The following is a 21,944-nucleotide window of genomic DNA, read 5'->3' on the forward strand; positions in this document are numbered from 1 at the left end:
GCTAGTCTGGCTTCATGACCGCCCAGTATCCCGATCCCGCGGGCGTGCCGCTGCATCCTACCGACGCCGCCGCACCCCCTTCCGCTGCCGCCGCCGGCGCCGTTCCGGCCCTGGCCATCCGCGGCCTGGCCAAGCGGTTCGGCCAGAAGATCGCGGTGGACGGCATCAGCCTGGATGTGCCTGGCGGGTCCTTCTACGGGATCGTGGGCCCCAACGGGGCAGGCAAGACCACCACGCTGTCCATGGCCACCGGGCTCCTGCGGCCGGACTTCGGCACGGCGTTTGTCCACGGCGTCGACGTCTGGGCGCACCCGCTGGAAGCCAAGAAACTCATGGGCGTCCTGCCCGACGGCGTCCGGCTGTTCGACAGGCTGACCGGAGAGCAACTGATCACCTACGCCGGGCTGCTGCGCGGCATGGACCGGAACGTGGTGGCCTCCCGCGTGGGCGAACTGCTGGAAGCGATGGACCTGGCCCAGGATGCGGGAACGCTGGTGGTGGACTACTCCGCAGGCATGACAAAGAAAATCGCGCTCGCCTCCGCCCTGATCCACGCGCCCCGACTGCTGGTCCTGGACGAACCTTTTGAAGCTGTGGACCCGGTCTCGGCGGCGAACATCCGCTCCATCCTGGACGGCTACGTGGCGTCCGGCGGTACCGTCATCATGTCCAGCCATGTCATGGACCTGGTCCAGCGCATGTGCGACCACGTGGCTGTGGTGGCGGGCGGCCGGCTGCTGGCTGCCGGGACTGTTGACCACGTCCGCGCCGGGGCGTCTTTGGAAGACCGGTTCGTCCAACTGGTCGGTGGGCGCAGCCGCACGGAAGGGCTGGAATGGTTGCGCACCTTCTAAGGCTGAAACTGACCCTGCTCCGCAACGGCCTCCGACGCAGTCCGTGGCAGCTCGTGGGCCTGGCCTTCGCCGGACTCTACGCGCTGGGCCTGATCTCCACCCTGGTGGTGGCCCTGGTCCTGCTGCGCTCCGCCGACGCCGAAATCGCGCAGACCGCGGTGGTGCTCGGCGGCTCCGCTGCCGTCCTGGGCTGGGGACTCATCCCGGTGGTTGCCTCAGCCACGGACATGACCCTGGACCCGGCCCGCTTCACCACCTTCGCCATCCCGATGCGGAAGATGCTGGCGGGCCTGGCCCTTGGCGGGCTGATCGGCATCCCGGGTCTGGCCACTGCCCTGGTGGCGCTGTCCACGGTGGTGACCTGGTTCCGCGGAGTGCTGCCCGTGTTCGGCGCACTGCTGGGTGCGGCGCTCGGCGTGATGACGTGCATCGTCCTCTCAAAGGTGGTTACCACGGCCACCGCCAGCCTTGCTGCGTCCCGCCGGTTCAAGGACATCAGCGCCATTGCCTTCATGGTTCCGCTCGTCCTCCTCGGCCCCATCATCGCGGGCGTCGGCCAGGGCATCTCGAACTCGACCGGCTTCCTGCCGGACTTCGCCAGCGTCCTTTCCTGGACCCCGCTCGGGGCCCCCTGGTCCCTGGGCGGCGAGCTCCACGCAGGCCGGTTTGGTCCGGCCGCCGTCAAGTTCCTGGTGGCAGTGGCCTCACTCGCTGCGCTGGCCTGGTGCTGGAAGCTCCTCCTGGAAAGGGCGCTCGTCACGCCGCCCTATGCCGGCAGCAGCAAGCGCAAGGGAAGCAAGCTCGGGCTTCTGGGGCTCCTGCCGCCCGTACCGGCAGGTGCTGTGATGGCGAGGTCGCTCACCTACTGGGTCCGCGACCCCCGCTACTCCGGATCGCTGGTGGTCATCCCGCTGCTGCCCGTTGTCCTGGTCTTCCAGGGATCCCAGACAGGAGAGTACTCCAGCCTCGCCTTCCTGGCGCCGATCTCCGCGTTCATTATCGCGTGGTCCATCTCGGCCGACGTGTCCTACGACAACACCGCGTTCGCCCTGCACCTGGCCACCGGGGTATCCGGCGTGGCTGACCGGCTGGGCCGCGCCCTGGCCTGCATGTCGTTCGCCCTTCCGGTGGTGGTCATCTTTGCCGTGGGCTCCGCGGCGTTCACCGGCGACTGGCCCGGGCTGCCCGGCCAGCTCGGGCTGGGACTGGGTATCCTCTTCACCTGCCTGGGGCTGGCATCTGTGGTCTCCGCCCGTTACACCGTGGCGGTTCCGCTCCCCGGGGACAGTCCGTTCAAGAAGCCACCGGGCAACGTGGGGCAGACCCTCGCAGTGCAGTTCGGGGGAATGCTGGTCCTGATGGTGCTGGTCCTGCCTGAAGCATCGCTGATGGTCGCGCAGCTGGTGACCGGAAACAGCCTCTTTGGCTGGATCAACCTCGCGGTGGGAACGGTGCTGGGCCTCGGCCTGTTCGTGGCCGGTGTACGGCTGGGCGGAAAATGGCTCGACGGCCGCGGGCCGGAACTCCTGGCTCAGGTGGCTGTGAACAAGTAACGGCAGGCACGGCGGAAGGAAACAGCATGGAGATCGTCATCCTGGGCGGCAGCAGGCAGATTGGAAAGCTGGCGGCGGATGCCATCGAGGAACTGCTCGGACGGAAGCCGGACGCGGTGCTTGGCCTTGCCACGGGGTCCTCGCCGCTGCCGGTGTATGACGAGCTGGCGGAACGGCACGCCCGGGGCCTGGACTTCAGCCGCGCAACCGCGTTCACACTGGACGAGTATGTCGGCCTGCCCGCCGGGCACCCCGAATCGTACCGGGAAGTCATCCGGCGCGAGTTCACGGACCGGGTGAACATCGCACCGGAAAATGTGCATGGCCCCGACGGCACGGCCAGCGATATCCCCGCGGCGTGCCAGGTCTATGAGGATGCCATCGCGGCAGCTGGCGGCGTTGACCTGCAGCTCCTGGGGGTGGGTACCGACGGGCACATCGCGTTCAACGAGCCCGGTTCCTCCTTTGCCTCGCGTACCCGGATCAAGAGCCTGATCGAACAGACACGCCGGGACAACGCCCGTTTCTTCAAGAGCCTGGCCGAGGTCCCGCACCACGTCCTGACGCAGGGCCTGGGCACCATCATGGAGGCCCGGCATGTGATCCTGCTCGCCACCGGTGCGCAGAAGGCACAGGCCGTGCGCGAGTTCGTCGAGGGGCCGATCGCCGCCATTTGCCCCGCATCTATCCTTCAGTTCCACCCGCACGCCACCGTCCTGCTGGATGAAGCGGCGGCTTCGGCGCTCAAGCTCGCTGATTTCTACCGGCACACCTACGACAACAAGCCCGCCTGGCAGGGGCTCTGACCCGCGGCAAGGGAGGCCGGAAGGCAGGAAACGGCACGACGGCGGCGGGCGCTGCACAGCCGCGCCCGGCCGCCCGCGCCCGGGCCGCCGTCGGACTCCCGGCCACCGGAACAGCTAAGATGGTTGGCATGACTAGCATGACGGACCCTCTCGAAAACGACCCGATGCGTGAGCTTTCCGGGGCTGGAACGTCCACAGCCACCATTGAGCGCGAAGAACTGCGCGAGGAACTTGAACCGGGGGACCGGGAGCGCTTTGCGCACTATGTGCGCAAGGAGAAAATCATGGAGTCTGCGATGACCGGCGAGCCCGTCATCGCGCTGTGCGGCAAGGTCTGGACGCCGGGCCGGGATCCGAAGAAGTTCCCGGTATGCCCCACGTGCAAAGAGGTCTATGAGGGCCTCCGCCCGGGCAACGACGGCGGCAAGGGTCCCGGAGGGGACTCGGGCAACAACAAGTAGTGACGGAAACGCTCTTTGGCGGCCCCACCCTGCCTCCGGCCTATCCGGAACGCGCAGCCTGGGGAACCGCCCCGAAACTCCGTGCCTGGCAGCAGGAAGCCCTCGACCTCTATCTCCGGAACAGCCCCCGCGACTTCCTGGCGGTAGCAACCCCGGGCGCCGGTAAGACCACCTTCGCCCTGCGGATAGCGTCAACGCTGATCGATTCCGGCGCCGTGAACCGGGTGACCATCGTGGCGCCCACGGACCACCTTAAGCGGCAGTGGGCCGACGCCGCAGCGCGGGTGGGCATCGCCATCGACCCCAATTTCAAGAACTCTGACGGCCAGCACGGCCGCGGTTTCATCGGTGTTGCCGTCACGTACGCCCAGGTGGCCAGCAAACCGCTGCTGCACCGTGCCAAGACGGAGGCGGCGCGCACCCTGGTGATCCTGGACGAAATCCACCACGGCGGCGAGGCCCTCTCCTGGGGCGACGGCCTTCGCGAGGCCTTCGATCCGGCGGTGCGGCGGCTGTCCCTGACAGGTACGCCGTTCCGTTCGGACACCTCGCCCATTCCGTTCGTCGAGTATGCCGAGGACAGGGACGGCATCCGCCGGTCAAAGGCGGACTACACCTACGGCTACGGCAACGCGCTGCGGGACCACGTGGTGCGGCCCGTGATCTTCATGGCGTACTCCGGCCAGATGCGCTGGCGCACCAGCGCCGGTGAGGAAATGGCGGCATCGCTGGGCGAGGCCGCCGTCACCAAGGACATCACGTCCCAGGCCTGGCGGACAGCCCTGAACCCCGCAGGCGAGTGGATCCCTGCCGTGCTGGCTGGGGCTGACAAGCGGCTGACCGAGGTCCGCCGCACCGTCCCCGACGCCGGCGGCCTGGTTATTGCCACGGACCACGAGGACGCCCGGGCCTACGCCGGCCAGCTGAAGAGGATCACGGGGGAGTCACCCACCGTCATCCTCTCCGACGACGCCAAGGCCTCGAGCAAGATCGAGGAGTTCTCTGCGGGCGACACCCGCTGGATGGTGGCGGTCCGCATGGTGTCCGAAGGCGTGGACGTCCCCAGGCTGTCCGTGGGTGTCTACGCCACGTCAACCTCCACGCCGCTGTTCTTCGCCCAGGCTGTGGGGCGCTTCGTGCGTGCCCGGAAACGGGGTGAAACGGCATCGGTCTTCCTGCCCTCGGTCCCGCAGCTGATGGCACTGGCCAACTCGATGGAAGCGGAACGGGACCATGCCCTGGACCGCCCGGAGAAGGAGGACGGGGACGGCCTCTTCAACCCCGAGGACTCGCTGATGGCGGAGGCCAACCGCGAGGACAAAGCCTCGGACAGCCTCACCAAGGGCAAGTTCGAGGCACTGGACTCGCAGGCGTCCTTTGACCGCGTGCTCTTTGACGGCGGCGAATTCGGCACGGGCGGCGAGGTGGGGTCCGACGATGAGCTGGACTTCCTGGGCATCCCCGGCCTGCTGGACGCGGAGCAGGTGGGCACGCTCCTGCGGCAGCGCCAGCATGAGCAGCTCAACCGGAAGAACCGGAAGGCTCCGGCGGCCGCCGAGGCTGCCGCACCCGCTGTCCCGGACCACCGGATGCTCATGGACCTGCGGAACGAGCTCGCCAAGAACGTGGCCGCCTGGTCCGCGCGGACCGGCACCCCGCACGGTGTCATCCACACCAAACTCCGGACCGTGTGCGGCGGCCCCGCCGTGGCGCAGGCCAACGAGGAACAACTGCAGGCGCGGCTGAGGAAGCTCCGGGACTGGTTCATCGGCCGCAAGTAACGGTGACCTGAAGACACGAGTGGCCCGGTGCAGCGCACCGGGCCACTGTTGCACCAGCGTCAGGAAACGTCCACTCCGCCAAGCTCCATCTCGGCCACGGCCTCTTCGAGGTCCTCGGCGATGCCCGCCGTCAGATGGCGGATGACAGTGACGGAGTACCCGGCCTGGACGGCGTCCAGCGAAGTGGCCCGGACGCAGTAGTCGGTGGCGATGCCCACCACCACAACGTCCTCGACGTCGTGGCTCTGAAGCCAGTCATCCAGGCCGATTGCTTCCTCGTCCGGTGCGAACCGGCTGGCGTCGGCAGCGCCGGGCTGCCGTTCCCCGCTGGGGACGGCATCCTCTGGCGCCAGGAGCCCTTCGAAACCGGAGTAGGCAGCCGCGTACTGTCCCTTCTGGAAGTACGCCTGGATGTACTCCGTGTCCAGGTCCGGATGCAGTTCGGCGCCCCGGGTGCCGGCGACGCAGTGCGGCGGCCAGCTGTCCTTGAAGTCGGGGGTGTCCGAGAAATGGCTGCCAGGATCGATGTGCCAGTCCTGGGTGGCAACAACATGGTCGAACTCGTTGTGGTGGGCGTCCACGTATTCACTGATGGCCCCCGCCACCGCAGCGCCGCCCTGGACAGCCAGGGAACCTCCCTCGCAGAAGTCGTTCTGGACATCGACGATGATCAGCGCACGCGACATCAGTTCTCCTCGTACATGGTGGGGATGGCGGCCTCTCCGCGCTGGAGGCGGTTGACCACGGGCGGCAGTTCGGCCATCGAATCGGCGTGGCGCTGCCGCGCCCGGAGCACGCCTTCATGCCCGGTCCACCCGGGGACCAGTTCACCGTTCTTCATGAACTGATGCAGCAGCGGGCGGTCGTTGCCGTCATCATCAGGCCGGCGGCCGACGCCCACGATCTCGGCAGTGGCAATGCCGTGCTCGTTCATCTTCCGCAGTGCGTACTTGCGTCCGCCCACGCTGGCCTTGTTCTTGGCGGCCTTGGCCACCGAGACGAAGTTGCCGTCGTCGTCCGTGCGGCTCACCAGCTTGTAGACCATGCTGGCGGTGGGCGCACCGGAGCCGGTCACCAGGGACGTTCCCACGCCGTAGGAATCCACCGGCGCGGACTGCAGCGCGGCAATCGCATACTCGTCCAGGTCCGAGGTGACCACGATCTTGGTGTCCTCGTTGCCGAGGTCGTCCAGGAGCCGGCGCACCCACTGCGCCTGGTCCACGAGGTCGCCCGAGTCCAGCCGGACGGCACCCAGCCGGGGACCCGCAAGCTCCACGGCCGTGCGGACGGCCGCCTCGACGTCGTAGGTGTCCACAAGGAGGGACGTGCCCTCGCCGAGCGCCGCGATCTGGGCCTCGAAGGCGTCCCGCTCGGTGTCGTGGAGCAGGGTGAAGGAGTGGGCGGCGGTGCCGACGGTCTTGATGCCATACCGGGCGCCAGCCTCGAGGTTGGACGTGCTGTCGAACCCGGCGATGACGGCGGCGCGGGCGGCGGACGCCGCAGCCTCCTCATGGGTGCGCCGGGAGCCCATCTCGATGCACGGGCGGCCGTGCGCGGCGCTGACCATCCGCGAAGCAGCCGAGGCGATGGCGCTGTCATGGTTGAGGACGGACAGGATGTAGGTCTCCAGCATGCACGCCTCGGCGAACGTGCCCTCAACGATCAGGATGGGGGAGTTGGGAAAGTACGCCTCGCCCTCGGCGTAGCCCCAGATGTCGCCCGAGAAGCGGTATGACTCAAGGTATTCCAGGGTCTGATTATTGACCACTCCAGTGCGGGCCAGGAAGTCCAGTTCCGTCCCGCCGAAGCGGAAGTTGGCGATGCCCTCCAGGAGCCGGCCGGTCCCGGCCACGATCCCGTAGCGGCGGCCGTCCGGCAGCCGCCGGGCGAACGCCTCGAACACCGACTTGCGGTGCGCGGCTCCGGAATGGAGCGACGCCTGCAGCATGGTCAGCTCGTAATGGTCAGTGTAAAAAGACGTGCGGGGATGGTCCCAGCCGGCAGTGGTACTCACGAAAGTCACTCTAGTCCCCACCGGCTCCCACGTCTCGCTTCGCTTCGCCGCGGGGCCCTCGCCGGCGTGGGCCCACCCACCGGCTCCCACGTCTCGCTTCGCTTCGCCGCGGGGCCCTCGCCAGCGTCGGCCCAGCATCCCCATAGAATGGACAGATGACCCTAAGCGTTGCGCTCGGCCCTGATACGCAGGAGGGCACCCGGACCGGAACAGCGGAGGCCACAGACTCCCTGACCGCCCCGGACATCCCCTGGAACCTGGTGATCTGGAACGATCCCGTCAACCTCATGAGCTACGTCAGCTACGTGTTCCAAAGCTATTTCGGCTACTCGGAGAGCAAGGCGAACAAGCTCATGATGGAGGTCCACAGGAAAGGCCGTTCGATCGTGGCGCACGGCAGCAAGGAACAGGTGGAGCGGCACGCGGTGGCCATGCACGGTTTCGGGCTGTGGGCCACCGTGGAGAAAGCGAGCGGCGGCCCCGGCGGCAACTCCGGGAAGTCCGGCGGACCGGGACAGGGCAAGGGGAAACGTGGCTAAGGCATTCAAGTACGGGCTCAAGGGCATTACCGGCTACCTCGAACCCGCCGAGCGCGAGCTCCTGCGCAGCTTGATCGACGACGTCATCTCCATGCTCCAGCCGGAGGAACGCGCTGGCCAGGATCCGCTGGCGGCGCTTATCGGGCTGGACATGGACGTTGCCGAACCGACGGACCGGGCCGTCAGGCGCCTGCTCCCCAACGTCGTGAAGGACGACGGCGCCGCGTCCCTTGAGTTCCGCCAGCTCACCGAGCGCTCGCTCCGGGAGACGAAGATCGGCGCGCTGCGCGCGGCCGCGCTGGACCTGGACAAGGACGAGATTGTGCTGACGCCCGAGGGGGCGAAGCACTGGTCCATGGCACTGAACGATGTCCGCCTGGTCCTGGCCGAGCGCCTGGACATCCGGGACGAGGAGGACGCCGAACACGTCCACCTGATGCAGGACTGGTCCCAGGCAGAGGACGTGGAGAGCTACCTGGCCCTGGTCTACAACTTCGCCACCTGGTTGCAGGAATCACTGGTGCAGGCGATGCTGCAGTCGCTGGAAACCCGGCGTTGAGGATTTCCGGCCGCGCCGTCCCGGCGCCGTGTGACAAATTAGACATGAGTCACAGGCCACAAGATGATGGCTGAGGCATCGGGGAGCACCTATCCTCGAATAATCATGACAACAGCCTCGAGCATGGATCCGCCGGCAGCCCGGCAGGCATCCGAAGCGGACGACCTACAGGCCGCCGCCCTGGAAGCGCGCCCCATTGGGGTCTTCGATTCCGGCGTAGGGGGCCTTACTGTGGCCCGCTCCATCATCGACCAGCTTCCCAATGAGTCCATCCTGTACGTGGGGGACACGGCCCACGGACCGTACGGGCCCCTGCCCATCGCTGAAGTCCGGGCCAACGCCCTGGGCGTGATGGACGAACTCGTGGACTCCGGCGTCAAGCTGCTGACCATCGCCTGCAACTCGGCGTCGGCCGCGGTGCTCAGGGACGCCCGCGAACGGTACACGGCCAAATACGGCATCCCCGTCATCGAGGTCATCCAGCCGGCGGTCCGGCGCGCTGTAGCCGCCACCCGCACCGGACGCGTGGGCGTCATCGGGACATCCGCCACGATCGGATCGCGGGCGTACGAGGACACCTTCGCTGCTGCTCCGGACCTTTCCATCACGTCCGTGGCCTGCCCCGAATTCGTCAGTTACGTGGAGGCCGGCATCACCACCGGTCCCGCCCTGCTGGCAGTAGCCGAGGAATACCTGGCGCCGCTGAAGGCCGCGGAGGTGGACACCGTGGTGCTGGGCTGCACCCACTACCCCCTGCTCACCGGCGTCATCTCCTACGTCATGGGGGCCGACGTGACGCTGGTCTCCAGCGCCGAGGAGACCGCCAAGGACGTGTACCGGGCACTTGCGACGCACAACCTCCAGCGCAGCGCCGGAACACCGCCGGAGCACCACTTCGTGGCAACTGGTGACGCCAGCCAGTTCGAGGCCCTGGCCCGCAGGTTCCTCGGCCCCGAGGTGCTGTCCGTCCGCCACGTGGACCATGTGGCAGCGCAGTACCCCACTGGAAGCCTGGCGCGGATAACCCCGGAAATGATTGCCGCGGCCCGGAGCGCCAGGAACCGGCCCCGGATTTCCAACTTCGTCGCAGGACTGGCGGACGCCAGCCGCGCCGGGGGGCCGGCGCTGTGAAACTGACCATCGTGGGCTGCACCGGCTCGTTCCCGGGCCCCGGTTCGCCGGCGTCGTGCTACCTCCTGACCGCCACGGACGGGGAGCGGACGTGGAAGGTGGTCATGGACCTCGGCAGTGGTGCGCTGGGGGCAATCCAGCGCTACACGGACCTTGAAGACATCGACGCGATCTTCCTCACCCACCTGCACCCGGACCACTGCATGGACCTGTGCGGCCTGCACGTTGCCATCCGCTGGAAGCCGGGTGGCTGGGGGCGGGGTCGGATCCCCGTCTGGGGGCCTGCCGCGACTGCCGACCGGATGGCCACGGCCTACGGCCTGGACCTTGACCCCGGCATGCACGAGGAATTCGAGTTCACGAACTGGACCGAACGTGAGCCGGTGACCGTGGGCCCGTTCACCGTGACGCCCTTCGCCGTGAACCATCCCATCGAGGAGGCTTATGCGCTCCGGGTGGAGGTGGTGGAGCCGGACAAGGACGGCAACACGGTTGCCCGCACTTTGACCTATTCCGGCGACACCGATTCCTGTGCCGGGCTGGAGGAAGCCGCCAAGGATGCGGACCTGTTCCTGTGCGAGGCCGCCTTCGAGGAGGGCCGCGACAACGGCATCAAGGATGTCCACCTGACGGGCAAACGCGCCGGTGAGGCCGCCACGGCGGCCGGTGCCCGGCGCCTCCTGCTCACCCACATCCCGGTGTGGACCTCGCAGACCACCGTGATGGCGGAGGCGCGTCCGGTGTTCGCCGGGGACGTGGCCGTGGCCGTCGCCGGAGTGCACTACACCATCTAGCGCCCGCCTGCCGGGCTGCCTTGCCGGAACTGCCGGTACCGGCAGCAGTGGATAAGCTAAAGGCATGACTTCTGAAGCAACTGCAGTGCCCATCGTGCGCGCCGACGGCCGCGCCCCGGACCAGCTCCGGCCCATCAGCATCACCCGCGGATGGTCCAACCAGGCTGAGGGTTCGGCGCTGATCGAATTCGGCAACACCAGGGTCCTGTGCACCGCCTCCCTGACCGCCGGCGTTCCCCGCTGGCTGAAGGGTGAGGGCCGGGGCTGGGTCACGGCCGAGTACGCCATGCTGCCGCGGGCAACGAACACCCGCTCCGACCGGGAGTCCGTCAAGGGCAAGATCGGCGGCCGCACGCACGAAATCTCGCGGCTCATCGGCCGGTCCCTGCGGTCCATCATCGATACCAAGGCCCTGGGCGAGAACACCATCGTGCTGGACTGCGACGTCCTGCAGGCCGACGGCGGAACCCGCACGGCCGCCATCACCGGCGCCTACGTGGCACTTGCCGATTCCATCCGTTTCGCCCGTGACAACAAGCTCATTGCCAAGACCGCGCAGCCGCTGATCGACACCATCGCGGCCGTCTCGGTGGGCATCATCGACGGCGTGCCCATGCTGGACCTGCCGTACGTCGAGGACGTCCGTGCGGAAACCGACATGAACGTGGTGGTGACCGGCGCCGGCAAGTTTGTTGAGGTGCAGGGCACTGCCGAGGGTGCGCCGTTCGACCGCGAGGAGCTGGACAAGCTCCTGGACCTGGCACTGCTGGGCACCACCCAGCTCGCGGCCATCCAGCGTGAGACCCTGGCAGACACCCTGTGAGCGCGGCCGGCGCCGCCCCCCGATTGGTCCTCGCCACGCACAATAAGGGCAAACTCCGGGAGCTGCGTGAGCTGCTGCGCGGCCAGGTCCCGGGGCTCGACGTCGACACGCAGGTGGTGGACGCGGCGGCGGCAGGTGCCCCCGACGTCGTCGAAACCGGCGTGACGTTCGCCGAGAATTCGCTGCTGAAGGCGCGGGCCGTTGCCGATGCCACCGGCCTGGTGGCCATCGCCGACGATTCCGGGCTCGCGGTCGACGTCATGGGCGGGGCCCCCGGCATCTTTTCCGCGCGGTGGTCCGGCAGCCACGGCGACGACGCGGCCAACCTTGCACTCCTGCTGAACCAGCTTTCGGACGTCCCGGACCGGCACCGCGGTGCGGCGTTCGTGTGTGCGGCCGCCCTGGCCATGCCCGCAACGGACGGCGGGCCGGGGCGGGAGGTGGTGGAGTACGGGCAGCTGGAGGGCGTCCTGCTCCGCCAGCCGCGCGGCGAGGGCGGGTTCGGCTACGATCCCGTGCTCCAGCCGGTGGGGGAGCAGCGCAGTTGCGCGGAGCTGTCCGCAGAGGAGAAGAACGCCATCAGCCACCGCGGCAAGGCCTTCCGTGCCCTGCTGCCGTCCATCGTGGAGGCGCTGCGGGCCGCGGATTCCTGACCCGGGCCTGCTTCAGCCGCAGGCCTTAAACGCAGAGGGTGCGCTGCCCCGGCCGGGGAAGCGCACCCTCTGCGTTTGACTGGCTGCCTAGGGAAGGCGCCGCGTCTTCTGCTCGTCCTCGGGAGCGTGCTCCTCGATGAATTCGTCCACGGGGTCGGTGCCGTAGGCTGCTGCCTGGCGCCTGGCGGACAGGCCGCGGAGAACCTCGATGCCGATCGGCAGGACCGAAACCAGCACGATGGCGATGAAGATGATGTCCAGGTTGTCCCGGATCCACGGGATGCGGTCACCCAGGAGGTAGCCCAGCAGGGTGACGCCGCCGCCCCAGAGCACGGCCCCGATGACGTTGTACAGGAAGAACTTCTTACGGCTCATCTGGGCCACACCCACGATGACCGGGACGAACGTGCGGATGATGGGAACGAACCGGGCGAGGATCAGCGCCTTCCCGCCGTGCTTTTCGAAGAACGCGTGAGCGTTTTCAACGTTCTCGCGCTTGAAGAGCCTGGAGTTGGGCTTGTTGAAGATGGCTGGCCCCGCTTTGGAACCGATGAGGTACCCCGTCTGGTTGCCGATGATGGCGGAAATCACAATCAGCAGCGCGAACAGCCAGACGTTGAACTTGATGGTGTCCGTGGCCACCAGCAGGCCGGCGGTGAACAGCATGGAGTCACCGGGCAGGAAGAACCCCACCAGCAAGCCGGTTTCCGCGAAGACGATGCCGCAGACCAGCAGGACCACCCAAGGGGCAAGGGCTGGATCGGCCAGGAAGACTTGGGGGTTCAGCCAGTCGGGCAGGAAGGAGGCCAGCTGCGGCTGGACCGGTCCTGCCCCGCCCAGCATGGACACGGCGAGGTCGTTCATCACAGGAAAGTTCACCCTCCAAGGGTACTTGACGGGTCTGTGCCTGCAGGGCCCGGCGGGCCCGCGGCGGTAAGGTGGGGGCCGTGGGTTTGGACTTTACTGCGATCGACTTCGAGACGGCGAACGGCTTCAGGGGCTCTCCCTGCGCAGTGGGGCTCACCAAAGTGCGGGGCGGCCGGATAGTGGACGAGGCCGCGTGGCTGATGCGGCCGCCGCGGAACCATGACCATTTCGATTTCCACAACGTCCGGATCCATGGCATCAGTGCCGCAGACGTCGCGGAACGGCCGCGGTTCGGGGACCTGTTCGCCGAAATCGGGGCATTCATCGGCGACGACGTGCTGGCAGCCCACAATGCGGCATTCGACCTCGGCGTTATCCGCTCCGCCCTGGAGGTGTCCGGCCTTCCGGGGCCAGCCTACGATTACGTCTGCACAGTGATGCTGTCACGGCGGTGCTATTCGCTGGTGTCCAACTCTCTGCCGTTCGCCGCCGAGGAAGCCGGCGTGCCGTTGGTCAAGCACCACGACGCCGCGGAGGATGCCCGGGCCTGCGCGGGAATCCTCATCGACATCGCCCGCCGCAACAGTGCCAACAGCATCGCCGAACTTTACCTTTCCCTGGGGCTCGCGGTGCCGCGGCAGCAGGCCTTCGACCCGGCGGTGGATCCGCTGTCCAAACCCAGCCTTGCCGCCGTCGCCGGCATGTCGCTGCCGGGACCATCCGGCAACGGTGCGGCGCTGGCCCGGCCCTTCCGCTCCGGCTGGCCGGAGGAAGGCATCAACCCCGAACCCAACCCCGACGCCGGGCCCGGGCATCCGTTGTTCGGCCAGACCGTCGTCTTCACGGGCCAGCTGTCCATCGGGCGCCCCGAGGCGAAAGTGAGGAGCGCCGAGGTGGGGGCACGGACCGAAAGCCGGGTGACCGGGCGTACCACTGTCCTGGTGGTGGGTGACGGCTTCGTGGCCTCGGACCTTCGTTCGGGCAGGCTGACAGGCAAGGCGCGCCGCGTCCTGGAGCTCCATGAGCGGGGCCAGGCGATTGAGGTGCTGTCCGAGGGCGAGTTCCTTCAGATGGTGCCCGCGGCGGAACCGGCCACCGTCTAGGCGGGCCCGGGTGCTCCGGCGCCTGCTGGCATCAGCCTTCGCCGGTAGTGACGCGGACCAGGAGGTCCGCCATGCCGCGGATAACGTCGGGCGCCTCCAGGGCTTCAAGCCAGTCGCCGGGCAGGCAGTCCTCGCCGTAGTGGGCGCCGAGGATGTTCCCGGCCACGGAGGCGGTGGAGTCGCTGTCGCCGCCATGGTTGACGGCCAGGGTGATGGCGTCCCGGAAGTGCCGGACGGCCGGTGAGTCCTGCCCGGCAGCGTCACCCGGGACGGTGGCCAACACAGCGTAGAGTGCGACGGCGAGCGCCTCCTCAGCCACCCAGCCTCCGCCCAGTGCCTGCGTCAGTTCCTCCGGCTCAACGATGCCCTTGTGTGCCAGGTGGAGGGCAGCCTGCAGCCGTTCCGGCAGCTCGGGGGCCACGCCGGTGATGGTTGCGGCATGGGCCGTTACGCCGGCTGCCGCCTCCGCCAGCCCCTCGCCCGAGACCAGCCTGTGGATCAGGAGGCTGAAGATCCCGGCACTTTGCCGGGCGGACGGATGGCCGTGCGTGAGGGAGGCGGCATCGAAACTCAGTTTGTACACTGCGTCGGGCGTGATGTGCGGGACCAGCCCGAACGGTGCCGACCGCATCACCGTGCCGCAGCCCTTCGACTCCGGATTGACCGGGCGCGCCGCGGTGCCCATCTCGCCGGTCGCCAGCCCTGAGATGCAGGCCTTGCCGGGGTTCCTGCGCTGGTGCAGCACGGTGTGTCCATCGATCCAGCGCGGCTGTGGAACGGGGGCAGAAGCCGGGGCGGTCTCGCCTTGGGTGGCGAGCCACCGCAGGTAGGCGAGCCAGAGGCAGGCGTTGACGTCCGCCCCCACACCCGAGTTGGCCCACTCCAGCGCCTCCACCAGCCCGTCCACGGTGTAGAGCGTCAGCTGAGTATCGTCCGAGAAGTGGCTGCCGCCGGACAATGCTTCAAAGCTGGTGAGCCCGTCCGCGCCGAAGCGGCGCCGGATCTCGTTCATGCCGTCGGACTCCACCGCGTAACCCAGCGAATCGCCCAGCGCGCCGCCCAGCAGGGAACCGTGGATGCGTGACTTCAAAGTGGGTGCGGGTGCGCCGGCGTGGATGCTCATGCAGTAAATTTACCGTGGCACCCGGACCCGTTCCCGCCGGCGTCTTGCTCGCTCCGGGCCGCTCAGCAAACCTCCAGCCTGGGCTGGAATAATGTTCAGGCTGCCTGGCGGCAGCACCCGCATGAACACCGACTTGAAGGTTCCACGATGAGCACCCCCATTCCAGCCCGACCCGACGCCCTGAACGCCAGCCCGGACGCCGTCCGGCCCGGCCTGATGCCCAGGCTGGCTGCCGAGGGGTTCGGCAGCCTGTTCCTGGCCGTCGCCGGCCTGGGGGTGCCGCTGTTCAGCATCCCGCAGTCCAGCCCGATGCCTGCAGCGCTCGCCACCGGCCTGGCCGTGACCGCTGCGATGCTCGCGTTCGGCCACGTTTCGGGCGGCCACTTCAACCCGGCCATCACCCTGGGCCACCTCCTGGCGGGACGCATCCGTGCCGGGGCTGCCACTGCCTACGTGGCGGCCCAGCTTGCCGGGGCGTCACTGGGTGCACTGGCGCTTTACGCGGTCCTGCGGACCCTTCCCGGGATTGCGGACAGCCGCACGGCGTTCGACACAGTCACCGCCGGCTTTGGCGAGCACTCCATCGTCCAGGCGCCACTGGCCGCCGTGCTGCTCCTGGAGGTCCTCGGCGCCGCCATCATCGTCTCCGTGTTCCTCGGCGCAGCAGCCCGCGGCCGGGCAAGCAGCGCCGCTGCGCCGGTTGCCGTTGGCTTGACGTTCGCGGCCCTGCTGCAGCTGGGACAGGCGGTGGGCAACCTGCCGTTCAACCCGGCGCGTGCCACCGCATCCGCATTCTTCAGCTCAGGCTGGGCGATGGAACAGCTGTGGGTTTTCCTTGCCGCGCCGCTGGCCGGCGCAGCCATCGCCGGCCTGGTGTTCCGCACCTTCCGGGGTGTTGATCCGGCAGGTGAAGGCGCCGTTGCAGAACCGCAGGCAGGCGTCGAACCTGGCGAGCCCGGCGGTTTGGACGTGTCCGACGACGAAGGCCGCGCAGCGTCCCTGGCCGCCCCGGCGGGGGAAACGTCACTCCCCGGAAGGGACAGGGACGGCGGCCCCAGCGAGGCACAGGAATTCTTCGAGGGCAAGAAGGGCTGAAAGCAGGCAGCTGCGGCGGTGGCGCAAACTGTCAGTGGCTCCCGCTAGCTTGGGAATATGCGGTTACTACACACATCGGACTGGCACCTGGGCCGCTCCTTCCACGGCGTGGGCATGCTGGAGTCCCAGCGCGCCTTCATCAACCAGCTCGTCGAGGCGGTCGCCGGGCACCAGGTGGATGTTGTCCTGATCGCCGGTGATGTCTACGACCGCGCCCTGCCGGGCGTGGACGTGGTCCACCTGCTGGACGAGGCGCTGGTCCGGCTCACGTCGGCTGGCGCCAAGGTGGTGCTGACCAGCGGAAACCACGACTCCGCCATCCGCCTCGGCTTTGCCGCGCGGCTGTTGGAACGCGGGGGCGTGCACCTCCGGACCCGTGTGGAGAACCTGGACGAGCCATTGCTGTTGCCACTCGGCGCGGACCGGGCCGGGAAGGAAGCCGTACTGGCCATCTACGGCATCCCCTGGCTTGAGCCCCGGCTTGTCGCGGGGCAGCTGGGCGTGCAGACGGCCAGCCACTTCGAGGTCACCCAGGCTGCCACAAAGCTCATCCGGGAAGACATTGAGCGCCGTGCGGCCACCTCCACTGTCCACCCGGTGGTCTTGGCCCACACCTTCGCCAGCGGCGGCATCAGCTCGGACAGCGAACGCGATCTCAGCATCGGGGGAGTGGGTGCCGTCCCCCTGGACCTCTTCGAGGGTTTCAGCTACACCGCCCTCGGCCACCTGCACGGCCGCCAGGCATTGTCCCCGGAGGTGCGGTATTCCGGATCCCCGCTGGCCTATTCCTTTTCAGAGGCGCGGCACCGGAAAGGGGCCTGGCTGGTGGACATTGGAGCGGATGGTGTCAAGGGCGTGGACGAAGTGCTGTTCGAAGCACCCCGCACCCTGGCTGTCCTGCGGGGTCCATTGCAGGACCTCCTGGAGTCGCCGGAGCACGGATGGGCGGAAACTGCCTACTGCCAGATCACCCTCACGGACGCGCAACGGCCCGCCCGGGCAATGGACCGGCTCCGGGCGCGGTTTCCTGACACCCTGGTCCTGGGCTTCGACCCCCAGGGCGGGACAGCCGCCAGTACCGCCACCTACAGCAGCAGGCTCGCCGAGGCACCGGACGACCTCGCTGTGTGCTGCGGGTTCCTGGAGCACGTGCGCGGCCGCGTCCCGGACGCGGCTGAGCAAGCAGCCCTTGCCGCCGCCCTTGAGAACGTCCGTTACCTGGAGGGTTCCCGATGAGGATCCACCACCTGCGCATCTCCGGCTTCGGCCCCTTTGCCGGCACCGAAGACATCGATTTTGACCGGTTGAGCGGCCACGGACTGTTCCTCCTCAACGGACCCACCGGCGCCGGAAAGACCAGCGTCCTGGATGCCATTTGCTTTGCCCTGTACGGGTCCGTTCCCGGGGCCCGCCAGGACGGCAAGCGGCTGCGCAGCGACCATGCTGAACCCGGACAGGAGCCAGCGGTCAGCTGTGAATTCTCGGCACAGGGGCGGCGGTTTGAAGTGACGCGCTCGCCGGCCTGGGACAAGCCCAGTACGCGGGGCAAGAACGGGTTCACCACGCAGCAGGCCAAGACGCTCCTTCGGGAGCTCGTGGACGGCGCGTGGGTGGAGAAATCGGCACGGAATGACGAGGCCGGAGTTGAGATCCTGGCCCTGCTAGGCATGGATCGGGAACAGTTCACCCGCGTGGTGATGCTTCCGCAGGGCGACTTTGCCGCATTCCTGCGGTCAAAGGCTGCCGACCGGCTGGAGCTGCTGCAAAAACTCTTCGGCACCCAGCGTTTTGAGGCCCTGGAACAGGAACTCTCGCGCCAGGCAGGTGAGGCAAGGGAGAAAGTCTCTGCCCTGGCCGGCCAACTCGAAGTCCTCGCGGCACGGGCAGAGTCCGAAGCAGCTGCCGTGGAGCTGGATGCGGCTGACGCCCCGCCCGCCGAGAATATGGCCGCACGGCTGGAATGGCTGCGCGATGCAGTCGGGCAACGCTTGGACCACCTGACGGACCTGGCAAAGGCGGCCGACATGGAGAGCGGCACGCAAGCGCGCGCCGTTGATGAAGAAGGCGCCAGGATAGAACGGTGCCGCAGGCTTGAGACCGCAGGATCCCGCCGGGCAGCTGTCCAGGAGGCCGCGCCGCGGCTGGAAAGCCTGGCCCTTCGCCTGGCGCGCCACCGGCAGGCAGCGGTCCTCGACGGGCACCTGAAGGGCGTGGACGCGGCCGAGGCCAGGGTAAGGAATGCCGCCGGCGCCGCCGAGTCCGCAATCACCCTGCTTCGCCTCGCCGCGGAAGACAGCAGTGAGCTTGCGCGGCTGGATCCAGGCTGGGCCGAAGAGCCTGACCAGGATAATGCTGGTTTGCAGGGTGCAGGGCTGGCCGGTGCCGGCGCTGCGGCTGCCGCTGGGGAGCTGGGGCGCCTGCGCTCGCTCCTGGCGGTCGTCGAGGCAAGGTTGCCCGACGAGGACAGGCTGCAGGCCCTCCGCAAGCAGCAGAACCGGCTGGCCGGGAAGCAACAGGAACTGGAAGGAGGGATCTCCGGACTGGACCACCGCCTGGCATCGCTCCAGGAAGAACGCGACCGGCTAGCTGGCGGCCTGGAACGGTTGGTCCAGCACGCCGGGACCGCCGCGCTGCGGACCAAGGAAGCTGCAGCGGCCACTGAATTGCTGGACGTTGTCCGCCGGCACGCTGCGGCTGCCGCAGCCCGTGACTCCGTGAAGCTGCGGTACGACGCCTCCCGCGACAACCAGTTGGAAGCCAAACGCCGGTGGCTGGATCTTCGGGAAGAGCGGCTGGCAAACGCAGCTGCCGAGCTGGCCGCGCAGCTGGTCGAGGGTGAGCCGTGCGCGGTTTGCGGCAGCAGCGACCATCCCGCCCCCGCCGCTGCCGGGTCCGGAGGCCCGGGCCTGGCCCAGGAGGAGGACGCCGCCCACGCCGCCTATGAAGCTGCAGAAGCCGCCTTCGCCCTGGTTAGTGCAGAACTGACTGAAGCGAACCAGCAGGTGGCCGTCCTCGCAGGCCAGGGCGGGGACACACCCGAAACTGAAGCCCTGGGCGGCGCGGAAGCGGCCCGTGCCGCGGCCGCCGAAGCCGACGCTGCAGTCAAGGAACTTGCGGCAGTCAGGACCCGCCTGGATGCCCTGGATGCAGACCTCGCCGCCGGCCAGGCGTCAAAGGCCGGAATGGAAGCGGAACTGCACCAGGCAAACGGCTCCTTGGCAGATTTGTCCGGGCAGTCTGCCTCGCTGGACCAGGCGCTGTCGGAGCTGCGCGGCGGCCACCGCACCTTGTCCCATCGACTGCGGTCCTTGGAGGACGCGGTTGCTGTGCTGGACAAGGCCGTGGAGGCCGCGGCACAACTGGAGCGTGCGCGGACGCAGGCCGCGGACGCCCGGATACAGCTGGAGCTGGCACTGCCCGAGGCGGGCTTCGCCACTGCCGAAGAAGCCAGGCAGCAGCTGCTTCCCTCCGCCCAGGCAGCCATCCTGGAGGATGAGGTCCGTGCCGCCCGGGATGAGGCAGCCAGAGTGGACGAACTCTTTGCGTCGGAGGACATCGTGCTGGCGCTTGAAGAACAGGCCGCCGGATTCACCGTTGACGAGCAACGGTTTGCCGCCTTGCGTGACGCCGCCGCTGCTGCCCGTCAGGAAGCGCGCGATGCCCAGCTCGCGGCCGGCATGGCGGGCCGCTGCCTGGAATCTCTGGCCGCCATCAGCGCAGAGTATGAGACATTGAGCGAGTCTGTCCGGGGGCCAGCCGACCATGCACAGATGCTCGCCGGCTTGGCCGATGCCGCGGCCGGCCGGGGGGAGAACACGTACAGGATGAGCCTGAACAGCTACGTCCTGGCGGCGCGGCTTGAGCAGGTGGCCCTCGCTGCGTCCGAGCGCCTGGTGGCGATGAGTGATGGCCGCTACCTGCTGCAGCACACCGATGCCAAGGCCGCCAGGGGTGCCAAGTCCGGGCTGGGTTTGGAGGTGGTGGACCAATGGACCGGGTATCGCCGCGATACTTCCACCCTGTCCGGCGGTGAATCGTTCATGGCATCCCTGTCCCTGGCGCTTGGCCTTGCGGACGTCGTGCAGCAGGAAGCAGGCGGCGTCGAGATCGAGACACTATTTGTCGACGAGGGATTCGGGAGCCTTGACGAGCAGTCGCTGGAGCAGGTCATGGACGCGCTGGAAGGACTGCGCGACGGGGGGCGCGTGGTGGGGCTCGTTAGCCACGTCGGCGAAATGAAGCAGCGCATCGGCACCCAGTTGCAGGTGCTGAAGGGCCGGAACGGGTCCACGCTGCGGATATCCGAGGCTGCGGATCTTGGGGCCTGACTGGCCAGTCCCGCCCCGGATACCCCGCGAGGCATCCGGGGGCGCGCTATGACTTCCGCGCTATAATTGTCCGGTTACCGGGTTGCGCGCATCGGGAGGAGGGACGATGCGCATGAACTGAACGAGCCCGGAATGACATCACCAGCCTCCCCGTCCACACACACCGCCAGCCCCAGCAGCCAGGTTTCCCCCTCAGGCACTCCACCGCGGGGGCGGTTCGCCCGGCTTTCCCACCTTGCCGGCCGCGGCTTCATCGCCATTGGGCTCTTCGCCCGCCTGCCATTGGCCATGCTCACCGTCGGCACGCTCACCATGATCACCTCCGTCAGCGGATCCTACGCCGCGGGCGGGACGGCGGCCGGGGCGGTCGGCATCGGCTCGGCCCTGGGTGCCCCCGTGCTTGGTGCCCTTGCCGACAGGCGGGGGCAGCGTCCAGTCCTGATGGCTTCCGCGCTCATCAACACCGCAGCAGTGGTGGCATTGATCCTCACAGGCACGGGCCTGGGCAGCTCCGGCGGCTTCCACCCGGCAATCCTGGCTGCCGCCTTCGCCGCCGGCGCCAGCTGCCCGCAGGTAGGCCCGCTGGCACGGGTCCGCTGGATGGCCCTGACACTGCATGGGCCTGCGAAGGCCGGCAAGCGGGACCTGGATACCGCCTTGTCCTACGAAAGCACTGCGGATGAGGTGACCTTTGTCCTGGGTCCGGCACTGGTAGGCATCCTCGCCAGCCTCCTGGCTCCCTGGCTTCCGCTGGCGCTTGCTGCAGCGATGACCATCATCCTGGTGCCCGCCTTCGCCGCCCATCCCACCCACCGGGCGGTGCGGCCGGGCCCGAAACGCGCCAAGGGCGACAATGGCACCAAGGACGGCCAGGGCACCATGGTCGCCGGCAGGATCCCCGCGGCGGTGGCCCTGCCCGTGGCGGCCATGGTCTGCATGGGAACTTTCTTCGGCTCCACACAGGCTGCCTTGAGTTCCTTCTCGGCCGGCCAGGCAGGATCTGAACTCGCCGGACTGCTGTACGCCGTCATGGGCCTGAGCTCCGCCGCTGCCGCCCTCTCGGTCGCCTACTGGCCCCAGCGGTTCGGGCTCTCCCGGCGGTGGATCCTGTCTGCAGCGCTGATGGCACTGCTGGCGCTGCTGCTGCTCGTTCCGTCCTCGCTCGCCGCCATGGTGGCAGTCCTGCTCATCCTCGGGCTCCCCGTGGGCCCGGTCATGGTCACCGTTTTCGCGGCCGGCGGCCTGCTGGCACCTGCCGGCCGGCTGGGCACGGTCATGACTGCCTTGGCCAGCGGGATCGTGGCGGGAACAGCGCTCGGCTCTTCCATCGGCGGCTACCTGGCAGAGGCCGGCGGCCACCACGCGGCATTCGCGGTTCCCGTCGGCGCCGCCGTCGTACTGGCTCTGCTCGGAGCCGCGGCCGCCAGGGTCCTGAGCACCCGGCAGGCGGGCAACTGACC

General features: G+C 68.3%; 20 protein-coding genes. 16 read left to right on the plus strand and 4 right to left on the minus strand.

Going from position 1 to position 21,944, the window contains the following annotated elements:
- The first annotated feature begins 14 nt into the window (after positions 1-14).
- The 5 genes from AC5RUO_RS06765 to AC5RUO_RS06785 all read left to right on the plus strand — a co-directional run bounded on the left by AC5RUO_RS06765 (position 15) and on the right by AC5RUO_RS06785 (position 5,455).
- Complete coding sequence (locus AC5RUO_RS06765) at positions 15-854, plus strand: ABC transporter ATP-binding protein (protein WP_494008625.1); 840 nt, start codon at positions 15-17, stop codon at positions 852-854.
- Complete coding sequence (locus AC5RUO_RS06770) at positions 836-2,407, plus strand: transporter (protein WP_494008624.1); 1,572 nt, start codon at positions 836-838, stop codon at positions 2,405-2,407. Before AC5RUO_RS06765 ends, AC5RUO_RS06770 begins: the two co-directional genes overlap by 19 nt.
- Positions 2,408-2,433: 26 nt before the next feature.
- Complete coding sequence (gene nagB, locus AC5RUO_RS06775) at positions 2,434-3,213, plus strand: glucosamine-6-phosphate deaminase (RefSeq protein WP_494008623.1); 780 nt, start codon at positions 2,434-2,436, stop codon at positions 3,211-3,213.
- A gap of 119 nt (positions 3,214-3,332) precedes the next feature.
- Positions 3,333-3,674, plus strand: coding sequence for a DUF3039 domain-containing protein (locus AC5RUO_RS06780; protein WP_494008622.1), 342 nt, complete (start codon positions 3,333-3,335; stop codon positions 3,672-3,674).
- Positions 3,674-5,455, plus strand: coding sequence for a DEAD/DEAH box helicase (locus AC5RUO_RS06785; protein ID WP_494008621.1), 1,782 nt, complete (start codon positions 3,674-3,676; stop codon positions 5,453-5,455). Before AC5RUO_RS06780 ends, AC5RUO_RS06785 begins: the two co-directional genes overlap by 1 nt.
- A gap of 59 nt (positions 5,456-5,514) precedes the next feature.
- Here the strand turns inward: AC5RUO_RS06785 and AC5RUO_RS06790 are convergent, their stop codons facing one another.
- Both AC5RUO_RS06790 and AC5RUO_RS06795 read right to left on the minus strand, forming a co-directional pair.
- Complete coding sequence (locus AC5RUO_RS06790) at positions 5,515-6,141, minus strand: isochorismatase family protein (RefSeq protein ID WP_494008620.1); 627 nt, start codon at positions 6,139-6,141, stop codon at positions 5,515-5,517.
- On the minus strand, positions 6,141-7,469 hold the full coding sequence (locus AC5RUO_RS06795) for a nicotinate phosphoribosyltransferase (RefSeq protein WP_494008619.1): 1,329 nt from the start codon (positions 7,467-7,469) through the stop codon (positions 6,141-6,143). The genes AC5RUO_RS06790 and AC5RUO_RS06795 overlap by 1 nt, the downstream gene beginning before the upstream one ends.
- A gap of 155 nt (positions 7,470-7,624) precedes the next feature.
- On the opposite strand from AC5RUO_RS06795, the gene clpS reads away from it, so the two are divergent.
- The 6 genes from clpS (at position 7,625) to rdgB (ending at position 11,968) form a co-directional block, all read left to right on the plus strand.
- Positions 7,625-8,008, plus strand: coding sequence for an ATP-dependent Clp protease adapter ClpS (clpS, locus tag AC5RUO_RS06800; protein ID WP_009356509.1), 384 nt, complete (start codon positions 7,625-7,627; stop codon positions 8,006-8,008).
- Entirely contained in the window at positions 8,001-8,567 is a 567-nt protein-coding gene (locus AC5RUO_RS06805) for a DUF2017 domain-containing protein (RefSeq protein WP_494008618.1), read from the plus strand. Before clpS ends, AC5RUO_RS06805 begins: the two co-directional genes overlap by 8 nt.
- 123 nt (positions 8,568-8,690) lie before the next feature.
- Entirely contained in the window at positions 8,691-9,698 is a 1,008-nt protein-coding gene (gene murI, locus AC5RUO_RS06810; protein WP_494008988.1) for a glutamate racemase, read from the plus strand.
- Positions 9,695-10,492: an MBL fold metallo-hydrolase gene (locus AC5RUO_RS06815; protein WP_494008617.1), complete on the plus strand. Its 798-nt coding sequence runs from the start codon at positions 9,695-9,697 to the stop codon at positions 10,490-10,492. The genes murI and AC5RUO_RS06815 overlap by 4 nt, the downstream gene beginning before the upstream one ends.
- Positions 10,493-10,556: 64 nt before the next feature.
- A complete protein-coding gene (gene rph / locus AC5RUO_RS06820) occupies positions 10,557-11,315 on the plus strand; it encodes a ribonuclease PH (RefSeq protein ID WP_494008616.1) in 759 nt (252 codons plus the stop codon).
- Positions 11,312-11,968, plus strand: a complete 657-nt coding sequence (gene rdgB / locus AC5RUO_RS06825) for an RdgB/HAM1 family non-canonical purine NTP pyrophosphatase (RefSeq protein WP_494008615.1) — start codon at positions 11,312-11,314, stop codon at positions 11,966-11,968. The genes rph and rdgB overlap by 4 nt, the downstream gene beginning before the upstream one ends.
- An 87-nt stretch (positions 11,969-12,055) precedes the next feature.
- Here the strand turns inward: rdgB and AC5RUO_RS06830 are convergent, their stop codons facing one another.
- Entirely contained in the window at positions 12,056-12,832 is a 777-nt protein-coding gene (locus AC5RUO_RS06830; protein WP_494008987.1) for a VTT domain-containing protein, read from the minus strand.
- Between the two features lie 83 nt (positions 12,833-12,915).
- Between AC5RUO_RS06830 and AC5RUO_RS06835 the strand changes: the two genes are divergently transcribed.
- Positions 12,916-13,938, plus strand: coding sequence for a 3'-5' exonuclease (locus AC5RUO_RS06835; RefSeq protein ID WP_494008614.1), 1,023 nt, complete (start codon positions 12,916-12,918; stop codon positions 13,936-13,938).
- A gap of 31 nt (positions 13,939-13,969) precedes the next feature.
- Here AC5RUO_RS06835 and AC5RUO_RS06840 read toward each other — a convergent pair whose 3' ends face one another.
- A complete protein-coding gene (locus AC5RUO_RS06840) occupies positions 13,970-15,061 on the minus strand; it encodes an ADP-ribosylglycohydrolase family protein (protein WP_494008613.1) in 1,092 nt (363 codons plus the stop codon).
- Between the two features lie 147 nt (positions 15,062-15,208).
- On the opposite strand from AC5RUO_RS06840, the gene AC5RUO_RS06845 reads away from it, so the two are divergent.
- The 4 genes from AC5RUO_RS06845 (at position 15,209) to AC5RUO_RS06860 (ending at position 21,942) form a co-directional block, all read left to right on the plus strand.
- Complete coding sequence (locus AC5RUO_RS06845) at positions 15,209-16,156, plus strand: aquaporin (RefSeq protein WP_494103126.1); 948 nt, start codon at positions 15,209-15,211, stop codon at positions 16,154-16,156.
- A 57-nt stretch (positions 16,157-16,213) separates the two neighbouring features.
- Positions 16,214-17,392, plus strand: a complete 1,179-nt coding sequence (locus AC5RUO_RS06850; protein ID WP_494008611.1) for an exonuclease SbcCD subunit D — start codon at positions 16,214-16,216, stop codon at positions 17,390-17,392.
- Positions 17,389-20,484, plus strand: coding sequence for an AAA family ATPase (locus tag AC5RUO_RS06855; RefSeq protein ID WP_494103127.1), 3,096 nt, complete (start codon positions 17,389-17,391; stop codon positions 20,482-20,484). Before AC5RUO_RS06850 ends, AC5RUO_RS06855 begins: the two co-directional genes overlap by 4 nt.
- Before the next feature lie 132 nt (positions 20,485-20,616).
- A complete protein-coding gene (locus tag AC5RUO_RS06860; RefSeq protein WP_494050725.1) occupies positions 20,617-21,942 on the plus strand; it encodes an MFS transporter in 1,326 nt (441 codons plus the stop codon).
- Positions 21,943-21,944: the final 2 nt, after the last annotated feature.

The sequence above is a fragment of the Arthrobacter sp. Y3221087 genome, from assembly GCF_059089905.1.

Bases quoted from the DNA above. Each gene is read 5' to 3' on its own strand.
- rph (WP_494008616.1), top strand. From the start codon at position 10,557: ATGACTTCTGAAGCAACTGCAGTGCCCATCGTGCGCGCCGACGGCCGC.
- AC5RUO_RS06770 (WP_494008624.1), top strand. From the start codon at position 836: ATGGTTGCGCACCTTCTAAGGCTGAAACTGACCCTGCTCCGCAACGGC.
- clpS (WP_009356509.1), top strand. From the start codon at position 7,625: ATGACCCTAAGCGTTGCGCTCGGCCCTGATACGCAGGAGGGCACCCGG.
- murI (WP_494008988.1), top strand. From the start codon at position 8,691: ATGGATCCGCCGGCAGCCCGGCAGGCATCCGAAGCGGACGACCTACAG.
- AC5RUO_RS06860 (WP_494050725.1), top strand. From the start codon at position 20,617: ATGACATCACCAGCCTCCCCGTCCACACACACCGCCAGCCCCAGCAGC.
- nagB (WP_494008623.1), top strand. From the start codon at position 2,434: ATGGAGATCGTCATCCTGGGCGGCAGCAGGCAGATTGGAAAGCTGGCG.
- AC5RUO_RS06850 (WP_494008611.1), top strand. From the start codon at position 16,214: ATGCGGTTACTACACACATCGGACTGGCACCTGGGCCGCTCCTTCCAC.
- AC5RUO_RS06830 (WP_494008987.1), bottom strand. From the start codon at position 12,832: ATGAACGACCTCGCCGTGTCCATGCTGGGCGGGGCAGGACCGGTCCAG.
- AC5RUO_RS06765 (WP_494008625.1), top strand. From the start codon at position 15: ATGACCGCCCAGTATCCCGATCCCGCGGGCGTGCCGCTGCATCCTACC.
- AC5RUO_RS06840 (WP_494008613.1), bottom strand. From the start codon at position 15,061: ATGAGCATCCACGCCGGCGCACCCGCACCCACTTTGAAGTCACGCATC.
- AC5RUO_RS06855 (WP_494103127.1), top strand. From the start codon at position 17,389: ATGAGGATCCACCACCTGCGCATCTCCGGCTTCGGCCCCTTTGCCGGC.
- AC5RUO_RS06790 (WP_494008620.1), bottom strand. From the start codon at position 6,141: ATGTCGCGTGCGCTGATCATCGTCGATGTCCAGAACGACTTCTGCGAG.
- AC5RUO_RS06845 (WP_494103126.1), top strand. From the start codon at position 15,209: ATGAGCACCCCCATTCCAGCCCGACCCGACGCCCTGAACGCCAGCCCG.
- AC5RUO_RS06780 (WP_494008622.1), top strand. From the start codon at position 3,333: ATGGTTGGCATGACTAGCATGACGGACCCTCTCGAAAACGACCCGATG.